At 63.1% G+C, this 16,795-nt stretch carries 14 protein-coding genes and 1 riboswitch (1 of these 15 cut by a window edge); of the genes, 4 read left to right on the forward strand and 10 right to left on the reverse strand.

Going from position 1 to position 16,795, the window contains the following annotated elements:
* Positions 1-1,480 carry the 5' portion of a TonB-dependent receptor domain-containing protein gene (locus ACT5M9_RS11540; protein WP_457982860.1) on the reverse strand. It extends 353 nt beyond the left edge of the window, so the window shows 1,480 of its 1,833 coding nt (coding positions 1-1,480); it begins with the start codon at positions 1,478-1,480; its stop codon lies off the left edge, out of view.
* A 50-nt stretch (positions 1,481-1,530) separates the two neighbouring features.
* Positions 1,531-1,706, reverse strand: a riboswitch (cobalamin riboswitch).
* A gap of 360 nt (positions 1,707-2,066) precedes the next feature.
* Here ACT5M9_RS11540 and purE point away from each other — a divergent pair.
* Together purE and ACT5M9_RS11550 are read left to right on the forward strand one after the other, a co-directional pair.
* The gene (gene purE / locus ACT5M9_RS11545; protein WP_100861597.1) at positions 2,067-2,576 is read left to right on the forward strand and encodes a 5-(carboxyamino)imidazole ribonucleotide mutase; all 510 of its coding nucleotides are present in this window, start codon (positions 2,067-2,069) and stop codon (positions 2,574-2,576) included.
* Entirely contained in the window at positions 2,573-3,697 is a 1,125-nt protein-coding gene (locus ACT5M9_RS11550; RefSeq protein ID WP_457982859.1) for a 5-(carboxyamino)imidazole ribonucleotide synthase, read from the forward strand. Before purE ends, ACT5M9_RS11550 begins: the two co-directional genes overlap by 4 nt.
* A 76-nt stretch (positions 3,698-3,773) precedes the next feature.
* On the opposite strand, the gene ACT5M9_RS11555 is transcribed toward ACT5M9_RS11550, so the two are convergent.
* From ACT5M9_RS11555 to ACT5M9_RS11590, 8 genes are all read right to left on the reverse strand, one after another.
* Complete coding sequence (locus ACT5M9_RS11555; protein ID WP_457982857.1) at positions 3,774-4,967, reverse strand: L-lactate MFS transporter; 1,194 nt, start codon at positions 4,965-4,967, stop codon at positions 3,774-3,776.
* A gap of 108 nt (positions 4,968-5,075) precedes the next feature.
* A complete protein-coding gene (locus ACT5M9_RS11560) occupies positions 5,076-5,816 on the reverse strand; it encodes a LytR/AlgR family response regulator transcription factor (RefSeq protein WP_457982856.1) in 741 nt (246 codons plus the stop codon).
* A 73-nt stretch (positions 5,817-5,889) separates the two neighbouring features.
* The gene (locus ACT5M9_RS11565; protein ID WP_167388964.1) at positions 5,890-7,563 is read right to left on the reverse strand and encodes a sensor histidine kinase; all 1,674 of its coding nucleotides are present in this window, start codon (positions 7,561-7,563) and stop codon (positions 5,890-5,892) included.
* A gap of 169 nt (positions 7,564-7,732) precedes the next feature.
* On the reverse strand, positions 7,733-9,298 hold the full coding sequence (locus tag ACT5M9_RS11570; protein ID WP_457982855.1) for an MFS transporter: 1,566 nt from the start codon (positions 9,296-9,298) through the stop codon (positions 7,733-7,735).
* Positions 9,291-10,043, reverse strand: a complete 753-nt coding sequence (locus ACT5M9_RS11575) for a pirin family protein (protein WP_457982853.1) — start codon at positions 10,041-10,043, stop codon at positions 9,291-9,293. Before ACT5M9_RS11575 ends, ACT5M9_RS11570 begins: the two co-directional genes overlap by 8 nt.
* Positions 10,044-10,084: 41 nt before the next feature.
* Positions 10,085-11,953 carry an amidohydrolase gene (locus ACT5M9_RS11580; protein ID WP_457982852.1) on the reverse strand — a complete coding sequence of 623 codons (1,869 nt, stop codon included), beginning with the start codon at positions 11,951-11,953 and terminating at the stop codon, positions 10,085-10,087.
* 11 nt (positions 11,954-11,964) lie between these two features.
* Positions 11,965-12,513, reverse strand: a complete 549-nt coding sequence (locus ACT5M9_RS11585; RefSeq protein ID WP_457982851.1) for an antibiotic biosynthesis monooxygenase — start codon at positions 12,511-12,513, stop codon at positions 11,965-11,967.
* A gap of 49 nt (positions 12,514-12,562) precedes the next feature.
* Positions 12,563-13,207, reverse strand: a complete 645-nt coding sequence (locus tag ACT5M9_RS11590) for a hydrolase (protein WP_457982849.1) — start codon at positions 13,205-13,207, stop codon at positions 12,563-12,565.
* 137 nt (positions 13,208-13,344) lie between these two features.
* Between ACT5M9_RS11590 and ACT5M9_RS11595 the strand changes: the two genes are divergently transcribed.
* Positions 13,345-14,241 carry a LysR family transcriptional regulator gene (locus ACT5M9_RS11595; RefSeq protein WP_457982848.1) on the forward strand — a complete coding sequence of 299 codons (897 nt, stop codon included), beginning with the start codon at positions 13,345-13,347 and terminating at the stop codon, positions 14,239-14,241.
* A 286-nt stretch (positions 14,242-14,527) separates the two neighbouring features.
* Here ACT5M9_RS11595 and leuE read toward each other — a convergent pair whose 3' ends face one another.
* Positions 14,528-15,166, reverse strand: a complete 639-nt coding sequence (leuE, locus tag ACT5M9_RS11600) for a leucine efflux protein LeuE (RefSeq protein WP_457982847.1) — start codon at positions 15,164-15,166, stop codon at positions 14,528-14,530.
* A 271-nt stretch (positions 15,167-15,437) separates the two neighbouring features.
* On the opposite strand from leuE, the gene ACT5M9_RS11605 reads away from it, so the two are divergent.
* Positions 15,438-16,658: an MFS transporter gene (locus ACT5M9_RS11605; protein WP_457982846.1), complete on the forward strand. Its 1,221-nt coding sequence runs from the start codon at positions 15,438-15,440 to the stop codon at positions 16,656-16,658.
* Positions 16,659-16,795: the final 137 nt, after the last annotated feature.

A 16,795-nucleotide genomic window follows, 5' to 3' on the forward strand; every position in this document is an offset into this window, starting at 1 on the left:
GATCGTGGTGCAGCGGACCGGTTTCCAGCCCAAGGGCCACTTCCACTCCCCGGATCTCGGCGTCAGTGTTATCCGGCTTGCAGCTGGAGAAGGCACTCTGACAGGCGATCAGGTTCTGGATCTCGTTGCGGTACAGGTTGATGGACCAGTCCCAGGTGGTGTAACGGCCGGAGAAGTCCAACTCCAGGTTCTTGCTTTCTTCCGGCTTCAGATCCGGGTTCTCATAACCCGGGTAATAGAGGTCGAGGAAGGTCGGTGCCTTGAAGGCGGTGCCATAGCTCAACCGTACGTTGTGGTTCTCATCGATGTCCAACCCGGCCGCCGCGGACCAGGTGTTGTGGCGCCCATACTGCTCGTTGTCATCGGTACGGCCGGACAACTCACCCAGCAGGGCCTGCCAGCGGTAGCTCGCCACGGCGAACAGACCCGTGTTGTCGCGATCCGGCGCATTGAACGACTGACCATAGCTGCGGGAATCGGACTTCATCTGCTCCTGCTGCCAGTCGGCGCCACCGGTCAGGGACAAACCTTCCACACCGCTCCAGTTGTTGATCCAGGAGAAACGGGTCAGACCGGTATGGATGGGCTCGGCGCTGGACTCCCCGTTGCTCTCCCACCAGCTCTTCAGCTTGTTCTCGCCGTAGCTGGCCTCCAGCCGGCTGGTCAGGGCGCCGCTCTGGTACTTGAGGCCACCATCGTACTGGAAGGCCTGTACCCGGCTCTGATCCGCCGACATATAGGGGTCGTCCATCTCGGTCTGGTTGTCATAGCCCTGGGCGTTGAAATCGGCGCTCCAGGCCTCGTTGAAGACGTGGTTCAGACCGAACTGACCGTTCAGGCTGTCGAAACCGTCCCTATCTGGTTGCTGGGCACCGGCGACCACGTCGAAGCCGTCGGTACGCTCATAGCCCACCAGCAGGTTCATGTCGGTCTGCTCACCCAGGGCCTGCACGGTGCGCACCTGACCCTGACCATAGCCATGGCTGCCTACTCCGCCCTTCAGGTGGGTCTCGCTGCCGTTTTTGGCGGAGGTCTTGGAGATGAGGTTGATGACACCGCCGATGGCATTGGCGCCATAGACGGCGGCGCGCGGACCGCGGATGTATTCGATGCGCTCTATGTTGCCGAGGGGGATCTGGCTCAGATCCGGCGTGCCGGCCACCATGGCGGCGATGGGACGGCCGTTCATCAACACCAGGGAGTGGTTGGAGTTGGTACCGCGGATAAACAGGCTGCTGACGTGGCCACGACCACCCAGGGTGGTGATCTGCACACCCGGCAGGGTTTTCAGCAGATCCGGCAGGCTCTGCACCTGACGGGCCTCGATTTCGGCGCGATCGATCACCATGACGGGGGCGAGTACTGTGCTGGCGGGTTGTTCCACCCGGTTGGCGGTCACCACTAGGGTATCGTTGGCAATGGGAGTCTGGGCGAAGGCCGCCGCCGGCAACAGGGCAGCCGCCAATAATGTCTTGGACATGAGAGATCCTTAAGTTCGCGTAAGCATCTTCCGTGGCCGGTTTCTCTCGGCCCGAAATACGAACTTTGGCAGGTCTTCGGGCTCGGGGGCTGATGGCCTATGCGACGGCTTCCCACCCGATGGCAGTGCCTGATGTCGCTTCGTTCCCCCTTACCGCTGCGCGCCAGCTCCGGATTTTCACCGGATTCCCTATTAAGCATGATGCGCCAAAGCGGGGGGGATTATAGGCAGAGCCAGACCGGATGTATAGCCATCTGGATTTCTATATCTGTTTTCTCCTCTCGGCAACCTGGGCGTCGTCGAATAGCCCCAATGAAGAGAGGCCCGGGCACCAGAGTAGTCCGGTCCATGGTCATCACTATCTATCCAGTGCGGCAGTGGCCCAGAAAGACAATGCCACCCCTCGGTGAGGGCATCCTGGTACAAGTCGTTGAACTCTTTGATATTGGTGCAGGATGAGGCTTGGCAGCCTCGCCAGAAAGGCCCCCGGCCCCTGGCCGAGATCGCCGAGCACGTGAAATTTTGAACCGGGTTGCGTGGCTTTTTGGTAACATGCGGCAAACGTTTGACATCCAAGGAAGCCGTAATGACGAACCCCCCTTTGATCGGCCTGGTGATGGGCTCTGACTCCGACTGGCCCGTGATGCAGGCGGCCGCCCGCATCCTCAAGGAACATGGCGTCCCTTACGAGGCGCGGGTGGTCTCGGCCCACCGCACCCCGGACCTGCTGTTCGAGTATGCGGCCAGCGCCCGCGAGCGCGGCCTGCGGGCCATCATCGCAGGGGCAGGCGGTGCCGCCCACCTGCCGGGCATGTTGGCCGCCAAGACCACGATTCCCGTGCTCGGCGTGCCGATCCCGACTCGTCAACTCAAGGGGATGGACTCCCTGCTCTCCATAGTACAGATGCCAAAAGGGGTGCCGGTCGCCACCTTCGCCATCGGTGAGGCTGGCGCCGCCAACGCCGGCCTGTTCGCCGTCTCCCTGCTGTCGGTCGCCCAGGACAAAGACGCCCCCCGCTATCAGCAGCAGCTCGACGGCTTCCGTGCCAAGGAGCGCGATCGGGTGCTGGCCCTGCAACTGGAGGAGCCGGCATGATACTGCCTCCCGCCACCCTGGGGATGCTCGGCGGCGGCCAGCTCGGCCGCTACTTCGTCATGGCGGCCCATCGCCTCGGCTATCAGGTGGTGGTGCTGGATCCGGATCCCGCCAGCATCGCCGGTGCCGCCGCCGATCAGCAGATAGTGGCCGCCTATGACGACGCCGAGGCGCTGTCCGAGCTGGCCCGTCGCTGCGTCGCCGTCACCTGCGAGTTCGAGAACGTGCCGGCAGCCTCCCTGGCCCTGCTGGAACAGCACCTGCCGGTACGCCCCGCCGCCAGTGCGGTGAGGGTGTGTCAGGATCGCCGGGAAGAGAAAGCCTTCCTGACCCGCGCCGGGGTTCCGGTCGCCCCCAACCTGACCCTGCTTCCCAACGAACCCCTGCCGGCCCTGCCCGATAGCCTCTTCCCCGCCATCCTCAAGACAGCCCGCGAGGGTTATGACGGCAAGGGACAGTGGACAATCACCAACGGCGCCGAACTGACCGCCGCCCTCGCGACCAGCGGCGTGCCCTGCGTGCTGGAGAAGCGGCTGCCGCTGGAGGGGGAGTTTGCCCTGACCTTGGCGCGCAGCCCGAGCGGCGCCATCAGTGCCCTGCCCCTGGTGCAGAACTGGCACAGCGGCGGCATCCTGGATCAGACCCGATCCCCCGCCAATGTCCCGACCCTTGAGGCCGAGGCCAAGCGCATCGCCGAGCACCTGATCGCCGCCCTCGACTACGTGGGCGTGCTGACGGTGGAGTTCTTCCTAGTGGACGGCAAGCTGCTGGTCAACGAGATGGCCCCCCGCCCCCACAACTCCGGCCATCCCAGCATCGACAACGCCGGCTGCTGCCAGTTCGAGCTGCAGGTACGCGCCCTGTGCGATCTGCCGCTGCCCAGGCAGGCCGAGGTCCAGCCCGCCATCCTGCTGAACCTGCTCGGGGATCTGTGGCAGCACGGCACCCCGGACTGGGCCGGTGCCCTGGCCCTGCCCGGGGTGCACCTGCACCTCTACGGCAAGGGCGAGGCGCGCCCCGGTCGCAAGATGGGTCATGTCACCGTCACCGGCCAGGATTGGCCGACGGTGGAGGCCCATGCCCGCACCCTGCGAGCCCTGCTGGGGCTGCCGCCGCGCTGAGTGCCATCCCTTCAATGCAAAGACCCGGGCCAAGGCCCGGGTCTTTTTTTACTGCTTGCGAAGGAGCGCGGGAATGTCAGGCCCGATCCGCTGCAGCCACCGGGGACGGCAGGCGGATGGTGAGGGAGAGCACCAGGGCCACCACCATCAGCACCAGGATCAGGTTGAAGGTTGCCATGAAGCCGCCGAACAGGGACGCGACTATGGAGCCTATGATGCTGCCGAGCCCGAAGCCCAGGTAGATGACGCCGTAGTTCTTGGTCAGGTTGTTCAGGCCGAAGAAGTCGCTCACCAGGGAAGGGTAAACGGTGATGGTGCCGCCGAAGCTGAAGGCCACACAGGCCACCGCCACGAAGAACAGGTTCGCGTTGAGGGGCACGAACAGCAGCAGCCCCATGCCGCACAGGGTGATGACCTGGGCTATGGTGATGACCCGGATGCGGGACATCTTGTCAGACAGTATGCCCAGCACCAGACGACCACCCAGGTTCGCCATGGCGATGATGGCGACGGCGTTGGCCGCCACCGAGCCCGGCAGACCCACCATCTTCTCGCCGATATCCTTGGCCACGCCGATGACGTAGAGGCCGCTCATGCAGGCGGTGAGGAACATCAGCGCCAGCATCCAGTACTGCGGCTTGCGCATCGCCTCGGCCAGGGTGAAGTCGCGGCTCTCGGCCTGCTGCAGGGAGGCGGCCTGCTTGGGGGCATCCTTCATCAGCATGCCGCCCACCAGCACCATGGACATGGCGATCAGGCCCCACAGCTGGAAGGTGGCTTCCAGGCCGTTGTTCGACAGCAGCAGCAGGTTGATGTACTTGAAGCCCAGGCTACCGAGACCGTAGGCCCCGATGGAGCAGGCGGAGATCAGTCCCTTGCGCTCCGGGAACCACTTCACGCAGTTGGAGAGGGTCATCAGGTAGCCGGTACCGTCGGCGAAGCCCACCAGGATACCGGCACAGAGGTAGAGCATGGCCAGGTTGCTGGCATGGGCGGTGAGGAAAAAGCCGATGCCAAGCAGCACGCCGGCACCCAGGGTGACGTTGCGCACCCCGAACCGCTCCTGCAGCTTGCCCGCCATGGAGGAGGCGACCGCCAGGGAGAGGCTGAGCAGACCGAAGGCGAAGGCTACCTGGCTGACCGGCTCGTCCAGCTTGTCGGAGAGCTGGGCGTTGAACAGGCTCCAGGTGTAGACGGAGCCCAGGGCGAACTGGGTGATGATGGTACCGATCAGGGTCAGGTACCGGGTGCGATTCATCTCTTTGGTCATGATGCGCCTCGGGCGGTGGACTCGGGAAGTTGAGCCCACTATAGGAACGGCGCATGAATTGCAGATCGATTAAGGCATGAAATGCAGATCGGCGGGAATGAATGACAATCAGAGCCGCATCAGCTGACGGAATGCCTTGATGTTGCTGCGGCTGACCGGTACCTCGAACGGCAGATCATGGAGCCGGATGAGGTAGGTGCTGTTGAACCAGGGCACGATCTCGCGGATCTTGTTGATGTTGACGCAGTAGGAGCGGTGACAACGGAAGAAGCCCTCCGCCGGCAGCCGGCTGACGAACTCGCTGATGGTCATGGTCATCACGTAGCGATCGGTGCGGGTATAGACATGGGTCAGCTTCTCGTCCGCCTCCACGTAATAGATCTGCTCGCAGGGGGTGACTATGATGCGCTCCCCCTTCACCAGGTTGACGGTGCGGTTCTGGCTCAGGCTCTCCCCGCCGGGCTCGGCGCCCTGACTCGGCTGTAGCCGGCCGGCGTGCTCGAGTTTTTGCAGCAGGCTGATGAGGCGCGGCTCGTTGTAGGGCTTGAGGATGTAGTCAAACGCCTCCAGCTCGAACGCCTCCACCGCGAACTCCTTGTAGGCGGTGACGAACACGATGTGGGGCGGATGGCTCGACTTGTGCAGGTTCTTGGCCAGCAGCAGGCCGTCGATGGATGGCACCTGGATATCCAGGAACACCACGTCCACCTCGTGATCCTGCAGGTACTTGAACGCCTCCAGCCCATCCTCGAAGCTCGCCACTATCTCGATGGTGCTGTGTTGATCCACCAGATAGGCCAGCTCTTCCCGGGCCAGGTATTCGTCTTCGACTATGATGGCTCTCAACACGACCTAACCTCCGAACGTGACAAACAGGCCAGCGCCTCTCGAGTCATATCTTCCTTCTTTATATCGATAGCGCTCAGCACGGCATGGCCTCCGGATCCGGCAGATAGAAACAGACTTCGGTACCGGGCTCGAGTCGCTTGAGCTGCAGGCCGTCGCCGTACAGCAGCTTGACCCGCTGATGAACGTTCATCAGGCCTATGCTGCGGCTCTCCACCCGACCGGCGGCCACACCATCGATCACCGCCTGACTGATGCCGTAGCCGGTGTCGCGCACCGCCACCCGTATGCCACCCGCCAGCTGTTTCACCTCTATGGTGACCCGGCCCGGCGCGCTGCGGGGCTGGATGCCGTGCAGTATGGCGTTCTCCACCAGGGGCTGCAGCAGCAGGCTCGGCACCTGAATATGCACGTCATCCACCTCGAACACCACCTCCAGCTTGTCGCCGAACCGCGCCTGCTCGATGGCCACGTAGTCGCGCACCTGCTGCAACTCCTCCTGGATGTCGATGAGCTCGTCCCCCTTGTTGAGGTTGTAGCGCAGATAGTCCGCCAGGTTGGCGATCAGCTGGCGCGCCTGCTGGGGGCGGATGCGGATGAGCGACGAGATGGCGTTGAGGGCATTGAACAAAAAGTGCGGGTTGATCTTGCTCTGCAAGGCGGTGAACTCCGCCTTGCGGGTCATCTCTTTCAGCTGCTCGATGCGCGACACCTCCATCTGGGTGGAGATGAGCTGGGAGAGGCCCACCGCCATCTCCCGCAGGGAACTGGTGATGCTGTGGGTACGGCGAAAATAGATCTTGAGGGTGCCGCTGACCACGCCGTTCTCCCGCAACGGTATGATGATGACGGAGTGGAAGTCCGACAGATGGTATTGGCGCAGATCGTTGTTGATGATGATCTGATCCAGCAGCACGGCTCTCTGGGTCATGTCGCTGATGGCGTGGTGCTCGTCCAGCTCGTAGTAACCCTTGCCGATCCCCACGTAGGCCAGCACGTCCCGGGTGTCCGTGATGGCCACCGCGTCCGCGCTGATCTCGCGCCTGATCACCTCGCACACCTGGCCGAGGGAGTGGCGATCTATCTTCTGGAAGAAGGGCAGCGTCTGGTTAGCGATATCCAGCGCCAGCTTGGCCTGCTTGGCGGCGATCAGCTCCTTCTCGTCGTCCAGGTCCTGCACCAGCTTGATGATGAGGCCGATACACAGGGTCCCCGCCATCATGGGGTAGGCGATATGGCTGACAATCTCGACCCCGATAGCGTGAGGCTCAGTCAGGATCCATATCAGCAGCATGGTCAACCCCTCACAGGCCATGCCCGCCAGGATCCCGTACAGCCAGAGCCGCGACTTGCGGCAGCGCAGGTGCAGCCAGGTCGCCAACAGGCCGGCGATGATGCTGGCGATGAGGCAAGGGATCGAAGTATGGCCGTCCATGTCGATGAGATAACGGTGCAGCCCCGAGATGACCCCGGCCGGGATGCCGACCCAGGGGCCGAACAGGATGCCGCCCGAGATGATGGCGATGATCCGCACGTTGATGAGGGCCCCCTCCACCGGGATGCCGGTGTAGGTGCTGAACACGGCGAACAGGCAGAAGATGGCGGCAACCATCACCAGCTCGGCCGGGGTGTGATCCCGCTTCTGGAACAGGCGCTGGAACGGCCGGGTTCGGGTCAGCAGGAACAGCGTCATCAGCATCAGCGCCGCCCGCTCGAACACCGCCAACAACATCATCTGATTTTCGAGCATGGCCCCTCCGGCCGGCGGCCACCAGGGCGCACTATAGGGTGTATGAAGGGCTGCCAGGGAAGAGAGGAGACATCGAAATGGCAGCGCTGGAGGCCCCAGTTTACCTCAGACAACCCGCCAAGGGGGCCATTGCGTTGCAGGCTGGCCCGTGCGAGACCAGCCTGCGTCATCAACCGGCCAGATAGTGCTCGACCCGCACCGTCTCGCAGAGCGCGCGGATCTGCTCCTGCAGCCGCGCCTCCTCCTCGGTCACCCGCTCGTGCTGGCGCAGATGGTCGAGCCAGGAGGGGAGTACGAAGGTCTCGATGAGATCGCCGCTCGCCGGTTCGCGAAACAGATGCCACTCCTGCCCGCCATCCCGACGGCGGCTCTCGCCGAGCCGAAGCAGCAGGGCCCGGCAGGCCGGCTCCTCACCGCCGAGCACCCGGTAGCGCACCAATATCATCACGGGGCCAGCCTGCTGCAGCTCGGGCGCCACCGACGCGGGTTCTGGCCAATGCCCGCTCGCTTGCAAGGCTCGCTCGCCCCCATCCAGGAGCACCCGGCTGGTGAAGGGGATGAGCAGCAACATGCCGGCGGCGGCTACCAGCAGGGCCGTGGTCACATCGAAGTGGCTGGCCAGCTGGCCCCAGCCGAGGGAGCCGAGCGCCATGGCGCCGGCGAACACCGTCAGGTAAAGGGAGAGGCCGCGGGCCCGCACCCAGTCAGGCAGCGCCCCCTGCGCGGCTATCATCAGGCTCGACAGGGTGGCAATCCAGCTAGATCCCGCCAACAAGGCGGCCAGCAGCGCCAGGGGCACCGAGCGGGAGGTGGCCAGCACCAGCAACACCAGCGCCGTGCCCACGGACCCCAGTATCACGATGCGATGGCCCGAGAGGCGGCGACGCAGACGTGGCAGCAACAGGGCCCCCAGCACGGCGCCGAGACCGACACTGGCGGTGAGGGCGCCATAGAGGGTGGCATCGCCCCCCAGTTGCAGCCGGGCCACCAGCGGCAGCATGGCCCAGTAGGCGCTGGCAAACAGGAAGAAGGCGCCGGCCCGCAGCAACACCCCGAGCAGCGGCGGACTGCGGCGGGCGTAACGCAGCCCGGCCACCATGGCGGGCAGCACCCGCTCGGCCGGTAACCGAGCGGCGCCACTGGTCTCGCCGGGCCACCACCAGAGCGCGGCCAGTATGGCCAGGAAGCTCAGGGCATTGAGCAGGAAAGGCATCGCCATGCCGACCTGGGCGATCAGCAGACCGGCGAGCGCCGGGCCGATGGCGCGGCTGATGTTGATCCCCATGCTGTTGAGGGCGATACCGGCCTGCAACTCCTTGCGCACCAGCAGGCTCGGCACGATCGCCTGCCAGGCCGGGGCGAGAAACGCCGCACCACAGCCGAGCAAAAAGGTGATGAGCAGCAAGCCCTGGCTGCTGATCCCGCCCCCTTGCACCCAAAACGCCAGCAGGGCCGCGACCAGCAGCATGAGGCCATTGACCACCAACAACAGCCGACGCCGGTCGAGAATGTCGGCAAGGGCGCCGGCCGGCAGCGCCAGCAGGAACACAGGCAAGGTGGTCATGGCCTGCACCGCGGCTATCATGCCGGGATCCGGGTCCAGGCTGGTCATCAGCCAGCCGGCCCCCACGTCGTGCATCCAGGTGCCGACGTTGGAAAACAGCGTCGCCAGCCAGAGCACCAGGAAGGGACGCCTCCGAAACGGCGCCCAGGGGGAGACGGTGGGATCAGCCACGATAACGCTCATCCATCCGCGGCATCTCTATGATGATGGCGTGGCCATGGCCCTTCGGGGCGCTCAGTCGCAAGCTGGCCGGGCCCGTCACCTCGAGGGAGTCGCGCTCTGCCAGATCCGTCATCCCCGCCAGCACCAGGCTCCCCTCCATGCGGCTGACATAGGCCTGACGCCCCTCGACCAGTTCGAACACCACCTCGGCATCGGGCCGGGTCAGCTCGGTGACGTGGAAGTTGACATCCTGATTGAGGTGCAGCGGCGTCGCCTTGCCACCGTCCAGCGGGCTCACCAGATGCAACAAGCGGTTCTCCCGTTCGCTGGCCGCCGGTTTGGCGCTGCCATAGCGAATGGCCAGCCCCTGCGCCGGTGGCAGGATCCAGATCTGCAGGAAGCGGGTCCACTCGTCGTGCCGGTTCAACTCTGAGTGAGTCAGCCCGGTGCCGGCCGTGATGGCCTGGAGATGACCGCGCTCCAGCACCTCCTCTTCCCGGGTGACGCTGTCCCAATGGGTCAGCTTGCCGTGCAGCAGGTAGCTGACGATCTCCATGTCGCGGTGCGGATGCCGATCGAAACCGCTGTGGGGTTTGACGTCATCGTCGTTCACCACCCGCAGCACGCCGTAATGGATGTTGTCCGGGTCGTGGTAGTTGGCGAACGAGAAGTGGAAGTAGGTGTTGGCGGGGTGATATTCGCTGGCCGGCAGGTAGTGCAACCGATCGGCAGGACGCTTGATGAAGGCAGTCATGGGATTCTCCTGGGGGCGCCGGGCGCCCCCGCTGATGAGGATTAGAAGGCGAAGCAGGAGCAGCCGAGGGCGCCCCAGAAAGCCTGGTCGTCGGAAACCGGCATGAAGGCGTTGCGGGCCTTGTCATGCTGATGCTGGTGTACCCCGCAGGGGCCGCAGCACTGGTGTGCCTGGGGTTGAGTGCCGACCAGCGCCTGCTGGGCCGAGGCCGGACGGTAGTGGCCGGGTACCAGTCTTGTGGGTGACCAGTCCGGCAGGATCGGCAACTCGGGGGGCGCCATGGTGCCGAAGGGGCCCTGGGCAAACACTATCTTGCCGTCCACCAGGGTCAGCACGGACTCTATCCCTTTGATAGCCTCCTCCGGTACCCGGAAGAAGTCCTCGGATAGCACCACCAGATCCGCCAGCTGGCCCACCTTGAGCATCCCCTTCTTGCCCTGCTCGCTGGAGAACCAGGCGCTGCCATTGGTCCACAGGGAGAGCGCCGTCTCCCGCGACAGGCGATTGCTGTCGTCATACATCTGCAGGCCGCCGACGGTGCGGCCGGAGACCAGCCAGTAGAGCGCGGTCCAGGGGTTGTAGCTGGCGACCCGGGTGGCGTCGGTCCCCAGGCCCACCGGCACCCCGGCCTCCAGCATGCGGGTGACCGGCGGGGTGTGGGAGAGCGCCTCCCGACCGTAACGCTCAGCGAAATACTCTCCCTGGAAGGCCATGCGGTGCTGGATGGCGAGGCCGCCGCCGAGGGCCTTGACCCTCTCTATGTTGCGCTCGCTGATGGTCTCGGCGTGGTCGAAGATCCAGTGCAGCCCGTTGAAGGGAATGTCGCGATTCACCTTCTCGAACACGTTCAGCATGCGCGAGATGGACTCGTCATAGGTGGCATGCAGGCGAAATGGCCAGCGATGCTCCACCAGATGGCGCACCACCCGCTCCAGCTCGTCTTCCATGCCGGGGGGCAGGTCCGGGCGCGGCTCGAGGAAGTCCTCGAAGTCGGCGGCGGAGAAGACCAGCATCTCGCCGGCCCCGTTGTGGCGATAGAAGTCGCTGCCGCTGCCCGGCGCCAGCATGTCGGTCCAGCGCTCGAAGTCCTCCAGCTCCTGTTTCGGGCGCTGGGTGAAGAGGTTGTAGGCGATGCGGATGCTGAGCTGACCCGCCTTTTCCAGCTCCTCGATGATCTGGTAGTCCTCCGGGTAGTTCTGGAAGCCGCCGCCGGCGTCGATGGCGCTGGTGACGCCGAGCCGGTTCAGCTCGCGCATGAAGCGGCGAGTCGAGTTGAGCTGCGTCTCATAGGGCAGCTTGGGCCCCTTGGCCAGGGTGGCGTAGAGGATCATGGCGTTGGGGCGGGCGATCAGCATGCCGGTCGGGTTGCCCTGGGCATCCCGCTGGATCTCGCCCCCCGGCGGGTTTGGCGTCTCCCGGGTATAACCCACGGCGTGCAGGGCGGCGCAGTTGAGCAGGGCGCGATCATAGAGGTGCAACACGAAGACGGGGGTATCCGGCGCGGCCTGGTTGAGCTCCGCCAGGGTCGGCATGCGACGTTCGGCAAACTGGAATTCGGACCAGCCGCCCACCACCCGCACCCACTGGGGATGAGGGGTGTGCTCGGCCTGGACCTTGAGCATGCGCAGCGCCTCGGCGAGGGAAGGCACCCCTTCCCAGCGCAGCTCCAGGTTGTAGTTCAGCCCGCCACGGATCAGGTGCAGGTGGGAGTCGTTGAGGCCGGGGATAACGGTGCGCCCCGCCAGGTCGATGACCCGGGTCTCGGGGCCGGCATGGGTCATCACCTCGGCATCCGTGCCCACGGCGATAAATTTGCCGGCGCGGATGGCGACAGCGCTGGCCAGAGGGTTGGCGGGATCCACGGTATGCAGATCGCCATTCATCAGGATCAAACTTGCGTGATGGGACATGATGGTTTCTCTCAATCTTGGTTGGCAGGGGCCAACCAGCCGGCAAGCCAGCGGGTGATCATTGGCATCCAAAAATAGACCACCAGGGCGACGACGGTGGCGTCCGTCAACAGGTGTCCAAGCGGGGTGCCGTCCAAAGAGGGCAACAGCTGATGCCATACCCAGGGCACCAGATGAGTGCTGGGAAAGATCACCGCCAGGGTGACCAGAAACTGCTTCCAGGCCGGTGGCTGGGAGGTATCGCTTAGCGTCGGGGTGAACCAGAACTCGCTGCCCTGGCGCACCTCCAGCCGATCATCCCCCTGCAGCAGGGGCCGGATCTCGTCCACCAGCAGTTGGCGACGACGGGAGCGACTCCAGCCATAGAGGCTGTCGAGGTCACGAAAATGCAGGGAGATGGTATAGGCCCCCTCCTCGCCCGCCGGCCTGATGACATTGACGCCCTGATGCCCCTCAAAGCCCGCGGCAGCGGGGACGATGCGGGCGAGCCAGGCCTCGTAGCGAGGGCGATCGGCCGGCGCGATGCGATGGCGGATCACCAGGGTGACGGCAGTGTCCATGGAGGCTCCTCGGGGAGTGACGGCACCCTGGGGTGCCGTCTGTGCGGGTTTATTTGAGGTCGCGCTGGGGAGCCTTGTGCACCATGGTGTAGGCGTAATCCACCCCCATGCCGTAGGCGCCGCTGTGCTCGCGCACCAGATCCATGACGGCGTCATAGGTCTCCTTGCGGGACCAGTCACGCTGGTACTCGAGCAACACCTGCTGCCAGGTCACGGGCACGGCGCCGGCCTGCACCATGCGATCGATGGCGCGCTCGTGGGCATCGATGCTGGTACCACCCGAGGTATCGGTCACCACATAGACCTCATAGCCCTCCCCCAGCGCCATCAGGGCCGGGAAGGTGAGGCACACCTCGGTCCACAGGGCGGAGATGATCAGCTTCTTGCGCCCGGTGGCCTTGACCGCGGCGACGAAGGCGCCATCTTCCCAGGAGTTCATGGAGCTGCGCTCGATGGGCTTGCTCTCTGGGTGCACCGCCAGCAGCTCGGGCCAGATATAGCCGCTGAAACTCTCGGTCTCGACCGAGGTGTAGAGGGTCGGTACCTTGAAGATCTTGCCGGCCTTGGCCAGCGCCACCGTGTTGTTCTTCAGTTGCTGGCGGTCGATGTTGGCGACCCCGAAGGCCATCTGCGGCTGATGGTCGATGAAAATCAGTACCGAATTGTGCGGATCGATCAGTTCATGGATAGACATATATTCACCTTTGCTTGCAGTTCAGGAACGAGTTAGAGACTATGAGAGATATCCATTCATTGATATTAGAAATATTTTCACATCTCCTTCGATAAAATGTGACAAGTCATTCCTGATATCAGCCGGAGCCATGCAAGATGAAATTAAGTCTGGATGCACTACTGGTACTGGAAGCCATCGAAAAATATGGCAGCCTGACGGCGGCAGCCGAAAAATTATTTAAAACCCCTTCGGCGTTGAGCTATACGGTACAGAAATTGGAGAACGATCTCTCCTTGACCCTTCTCGATCGTTCCGGTCACAAGATGGCGTTTACCGAGAATGGCCTGATTATTCTGGAGAAAGGCCGCGAGCTATTGAATTCAGCCCGCATCATCGAACAGCAGATCGATTATCTGAAACACTTCGACGCCTCCCTGACCATAGGGGTCGACATCGCCTTCCCCTTCCATCTGCTGCCCCCGCTGCTGGAGAAGTTTTACGCCCAGTTTCCCCATGTCAGCCTGGTGTTCGTGCGGGAAATACTGGATGGGGTCTGGACCGGCCTGATAGAGAACCACTTCGATCTGGTGCTGGGCGCGCTCAGCAAGCCGCCCACCGTCAGCCACCTCGCCTACCGGGCCCTCGGTCATCTTGACCATGTCTTCGTCCATGCGCCGACCCATCCTTTGGCATCCGTGCCCCTGCCCCTCTCCCCCAAGGAGATCAAGAAGCACAGGGCCATCACTGTGGGCAACAGCCGCCAGGATATCCAGACCGATCTGCTGATCGACAAGGATCAGGCTACCATCAAGGTCGACAGCTTCGAGGCGAAACAACAGTTATTGCTGGCAGGCATAGGTTGCGGTTATTTGCCTGCTTATTTGGCCACGCCCCATGTCAACGCCGGGCGCCTGATAAGTCACGCCATCGATGGCCGTTGTATTCGCGAGACGGCCTATATCGGCTGGAATAATGAGAAGAAAGCCGACTTTGTTTTATGGTGGCTGGATGAAATCACTCGACTGGATAGACTTGAAGAAGTCTACAGCTAGTAATAAGGATAATTGCTCCGACGGCATTAAATAATATTTGACCCCCTCCGAAATATATTTAAAAGTTATTTTGAATGGGTGAGTCAAATATTAAATTTTTACATTTTGGCGTTTATTGCTTCCATCAATATAATATGGCACTTCAATATTAAATAACAGCAGCACCCTGAGGTGCTGCTGTTATTAATGGAACAAGTCACTCCCCCTTATCTTGTGAGCAGTCATTTCTGTGGTGCCACTCACCGAACCTCAATTCCCCGGCGAGCCCCTCGAGGGGATGACCCCGTCAGGGGGACAGGGTCGCGAGCCTAGCCGCGAAGCCCATGAAGAAGAAGCCGATCAGGCCGTTGCCGAGGCGCGCCAGCATCTGTTTGCGGCGGAAGAAGCGGGCCATCAGGGTGCCGCCGAAGATAAGCAGGGTGAGATAGACGAAGCTCATGGCCTCCAGCATGCCCGCCAGCACCAGGTAGGAGATCCAGGTGTGGGCATAGTTGAAGTCGATGAACTGCACGAAGAAGGAGACGTAAAACAGGATCGCCTTGGGATTGGTCAGGCTCAGGGTCAGCGCCTTGCCAAAGTAGTTTTCCCCCAGCGGCGACTCGGCCTCTTGCTCTCCCTTTTTGGCGATGAAGTTCGCGTGCAATATCCTGATGCCCAGATAGAGCAGATAGAGGGCACCCAGGTAGCGCACCAGGGTGAACAGCAGCGGCGTGGTGCGAATGAGGGAGGCGATGCCCAGATAGGCGCAGAAGATGAGGATGGCATCGCCGACGAAGACCCCGAGGGCGGCCTTGTAACCGGCGCTGATGCCACGGGTCGCCCCGGTGCGCAGCACATAGAGGGAGTTGGGGCCCGGCGCTATGATGATGAAGAAGAGACCGACCAGATAGGTCCAGACATTGATAACCCCAAGACTTTCAAACATATACTCCCCCGATGGGGGAAGGATCCGGTCAACCGGGCTCCTTCCCAGATGCTGAACATGTGACCGTCCCATACTAAGCCTCCACCGGCAAAGCACAAGGGTGCAACCCAGTGAGATGATCGGTCATCTGGCGGTTGGCGGCTTAGGGTGTTCGTTCATCTGCCATCTCCTCTGTGCAGATTGGCTGATATCCCGCTTATTTTTGCTGTGTCCAGACGGGCCGGGATCGGGCATGGTAGAGGGATCCCTAGGACAACAGACATACCCACTCATGGAAAAGAGCCTCAGCACCGACAGCCCACTCGCCGCGACCCCAGTGGCTGCCCCCCAGCACGGCACCACGTATCCGGTGATCGCCGCCATCAGCTTCTCGCACCTGCTCAACGACATGATGCAGTCCGTGCTGCTGGCCATCTATCCCCTGCTCAAGCTCGGTCTCAATCTGTCGTTCGCCCAGATAGGTCTCATCACCCTGACCTACCAGTTCACGGGATCCCTGCTGCAGCCGCTGATCGGCCTCTACACCGACCGCAGACCCATGCCCTATTCCTTGCCGTTCGGCATGGGATTCACGATGCTCGGCCTGCTGTCGCTCTCCCAGGCCACCAGCTTTGGCGCCGTGCTGCTGTCGGCCATGCTGATCGGCATGGGCTCGTCGGTGTTCCACCCGGAATCCTCGCGGGTCGCCCGCATGGCCGCCGGCAATCAGCCCGGCCTGGCCCAATCCCTGTTCCAGATAGGGGGCAACCTGGGCTCGGCCATAGGGCCGCTGCTCGCGGCGCTCATCATAGTACCGCAGGGCCAGGCCAGCGCGGCCTGGTTCTCGCTGTTCGCCCTGGTCGGCGTTATCGTGCTCAGCTTCGTCGGGCGCTGGTCCAGCCATCATGGCGCCAGCTTCCACAAGCGGATGAAGGCCCATGTCGGCAACGGCCTGAGCCGCAGCCAGATCGGCTGGTCCCTGGCCATCCTCGGCCTGCTGATGTTCTCCAAGTTCTTCTACATGACCAGCCTGAGCAGCTATTACACCTTCTACCTGATGGACAAGTTCAGCCTGCCCCTCGATAGCGCCCAGCTCTATCTGTTCGCCTTCCTGTTCGCCGTCGCGGCGGGCACAGTGCTCGGCGGGCCGCTCGGTGACCGCATCGGTCGCAAGCGGGTGATCTGGATCTCCATCCTGGGGGTCGCCCCCTTCACCCTGCTGCTGCCCCACGTCGACCTGTTCTGGACCTCGGTCCTCTCGGTCATCATAGGCCTCATCCTGGCGTCGGCCTTCTCCGCCATCCTGGTGTACGCCCAGGAGCTGGTGCCCGGCAAGGTCGGTACCATATCCGGCCTGTTCTTCGGGTTCGCCTTCGGTATGGGGGGCATAGGGGCGGCCCTGCTGGGCCAGCTGGCGGACGCCACCAGCATAGAGACCGTGTACCGGCTCTGCGCCTACCTACCGCTGATCGGTCTGCTAACCGTGTTTCTGCCAACCCTGAAGAAGGGTTAGCCGATGGCGGATGCCAAGGCGCGCCACAGCGGAGAGAGACGGGAAAATCAGTGGGTAGTGGGCCGTGGGATAAAAAACAAAAGGGCCTGCGTGCATGGCAGGCCCCTGAATCCCTCGGCGCAGACACGCCCGTGCCA

The organism is Aeromonas sp. AE23HZ002T15 (assembly GCF_054165525.2).

Coding starts and splice junctions, on each gene's coding strand:
- ACT5M9_RS11605 (WP_457982846.1), top strand. CDS start 15,438: ATGGAAAAGAGCCTCAGCACCGACAGCCCACTCGCCGCGACCCCAGTG.
- ACT5M9_RS11555 (WP_457982857.1), bottom strand. CDS start 4,967: ATGACCAAAGAGATGAATCGCACCCGGTACCTGACCCTGATCGGTACC.
- ACT5M9_RS11595 (WP_457982848.1), top strand. CDS start 13,345: ATGAAATTAAGTCTGGATGCACTACTGGTACTGGAAGCCATCGAAAAA.
- ACT5M9_RS11575 (WP_457982853.1), bottom strand. CDS start 10,043: ATGACTGCCTTCATCAAGCGTCCTGCCGATCGGTTGCACTACCTGCCG.
- ACT5M9_RS11590 (WP_457982849.1), bottom strand. CDS start 13,207: ATGTCTATCCATGAACTGATCGATCCGCACAATTCGGTACTGATTTTC.
- ACT5M9_RS11565 (WP_167388964.1), bottom strand. CDS start 7,563: ATGCTCGAAAATCAGATGATGTTGTTGGCGGTGTTCGAGCGGGCGGCG.
- leuE (WP_457982847.1), bottom strand. CDS start 15,166: ATGTTTGAAAGTCTTGGGGTTATCAATGTCTGGACCTATCTGGTCGGT.
- purE (WP_100861597.1), top strand. CDS start 2,067: ATGACGAACCCCCCTTTGATCGGCCTGGTGATGGGCTCTGACTCCGAC.
- ACT5M9_RS11585 (WP_457982851.1), bottom strand. CDS start 12,513: ATGGACACTGCCGTCACCCTGGTGATCCGCCATCGCATCGCGCCGGCC.
- ACT5M9_RS11580 (WP_457982852.1), bottom strand. CDS start 11,953: ATGTCCCATCACGCAAGTTTGATCCTGATGAATGGCGATCTGCATACC.
- ACT5M9_RS11550 (WP_457982859.1), top strand. CDS start 2,573: ATGATACTGCCTCCCGCCACCCTGGGGATGCTCGGCGGCGGCCAGCTC.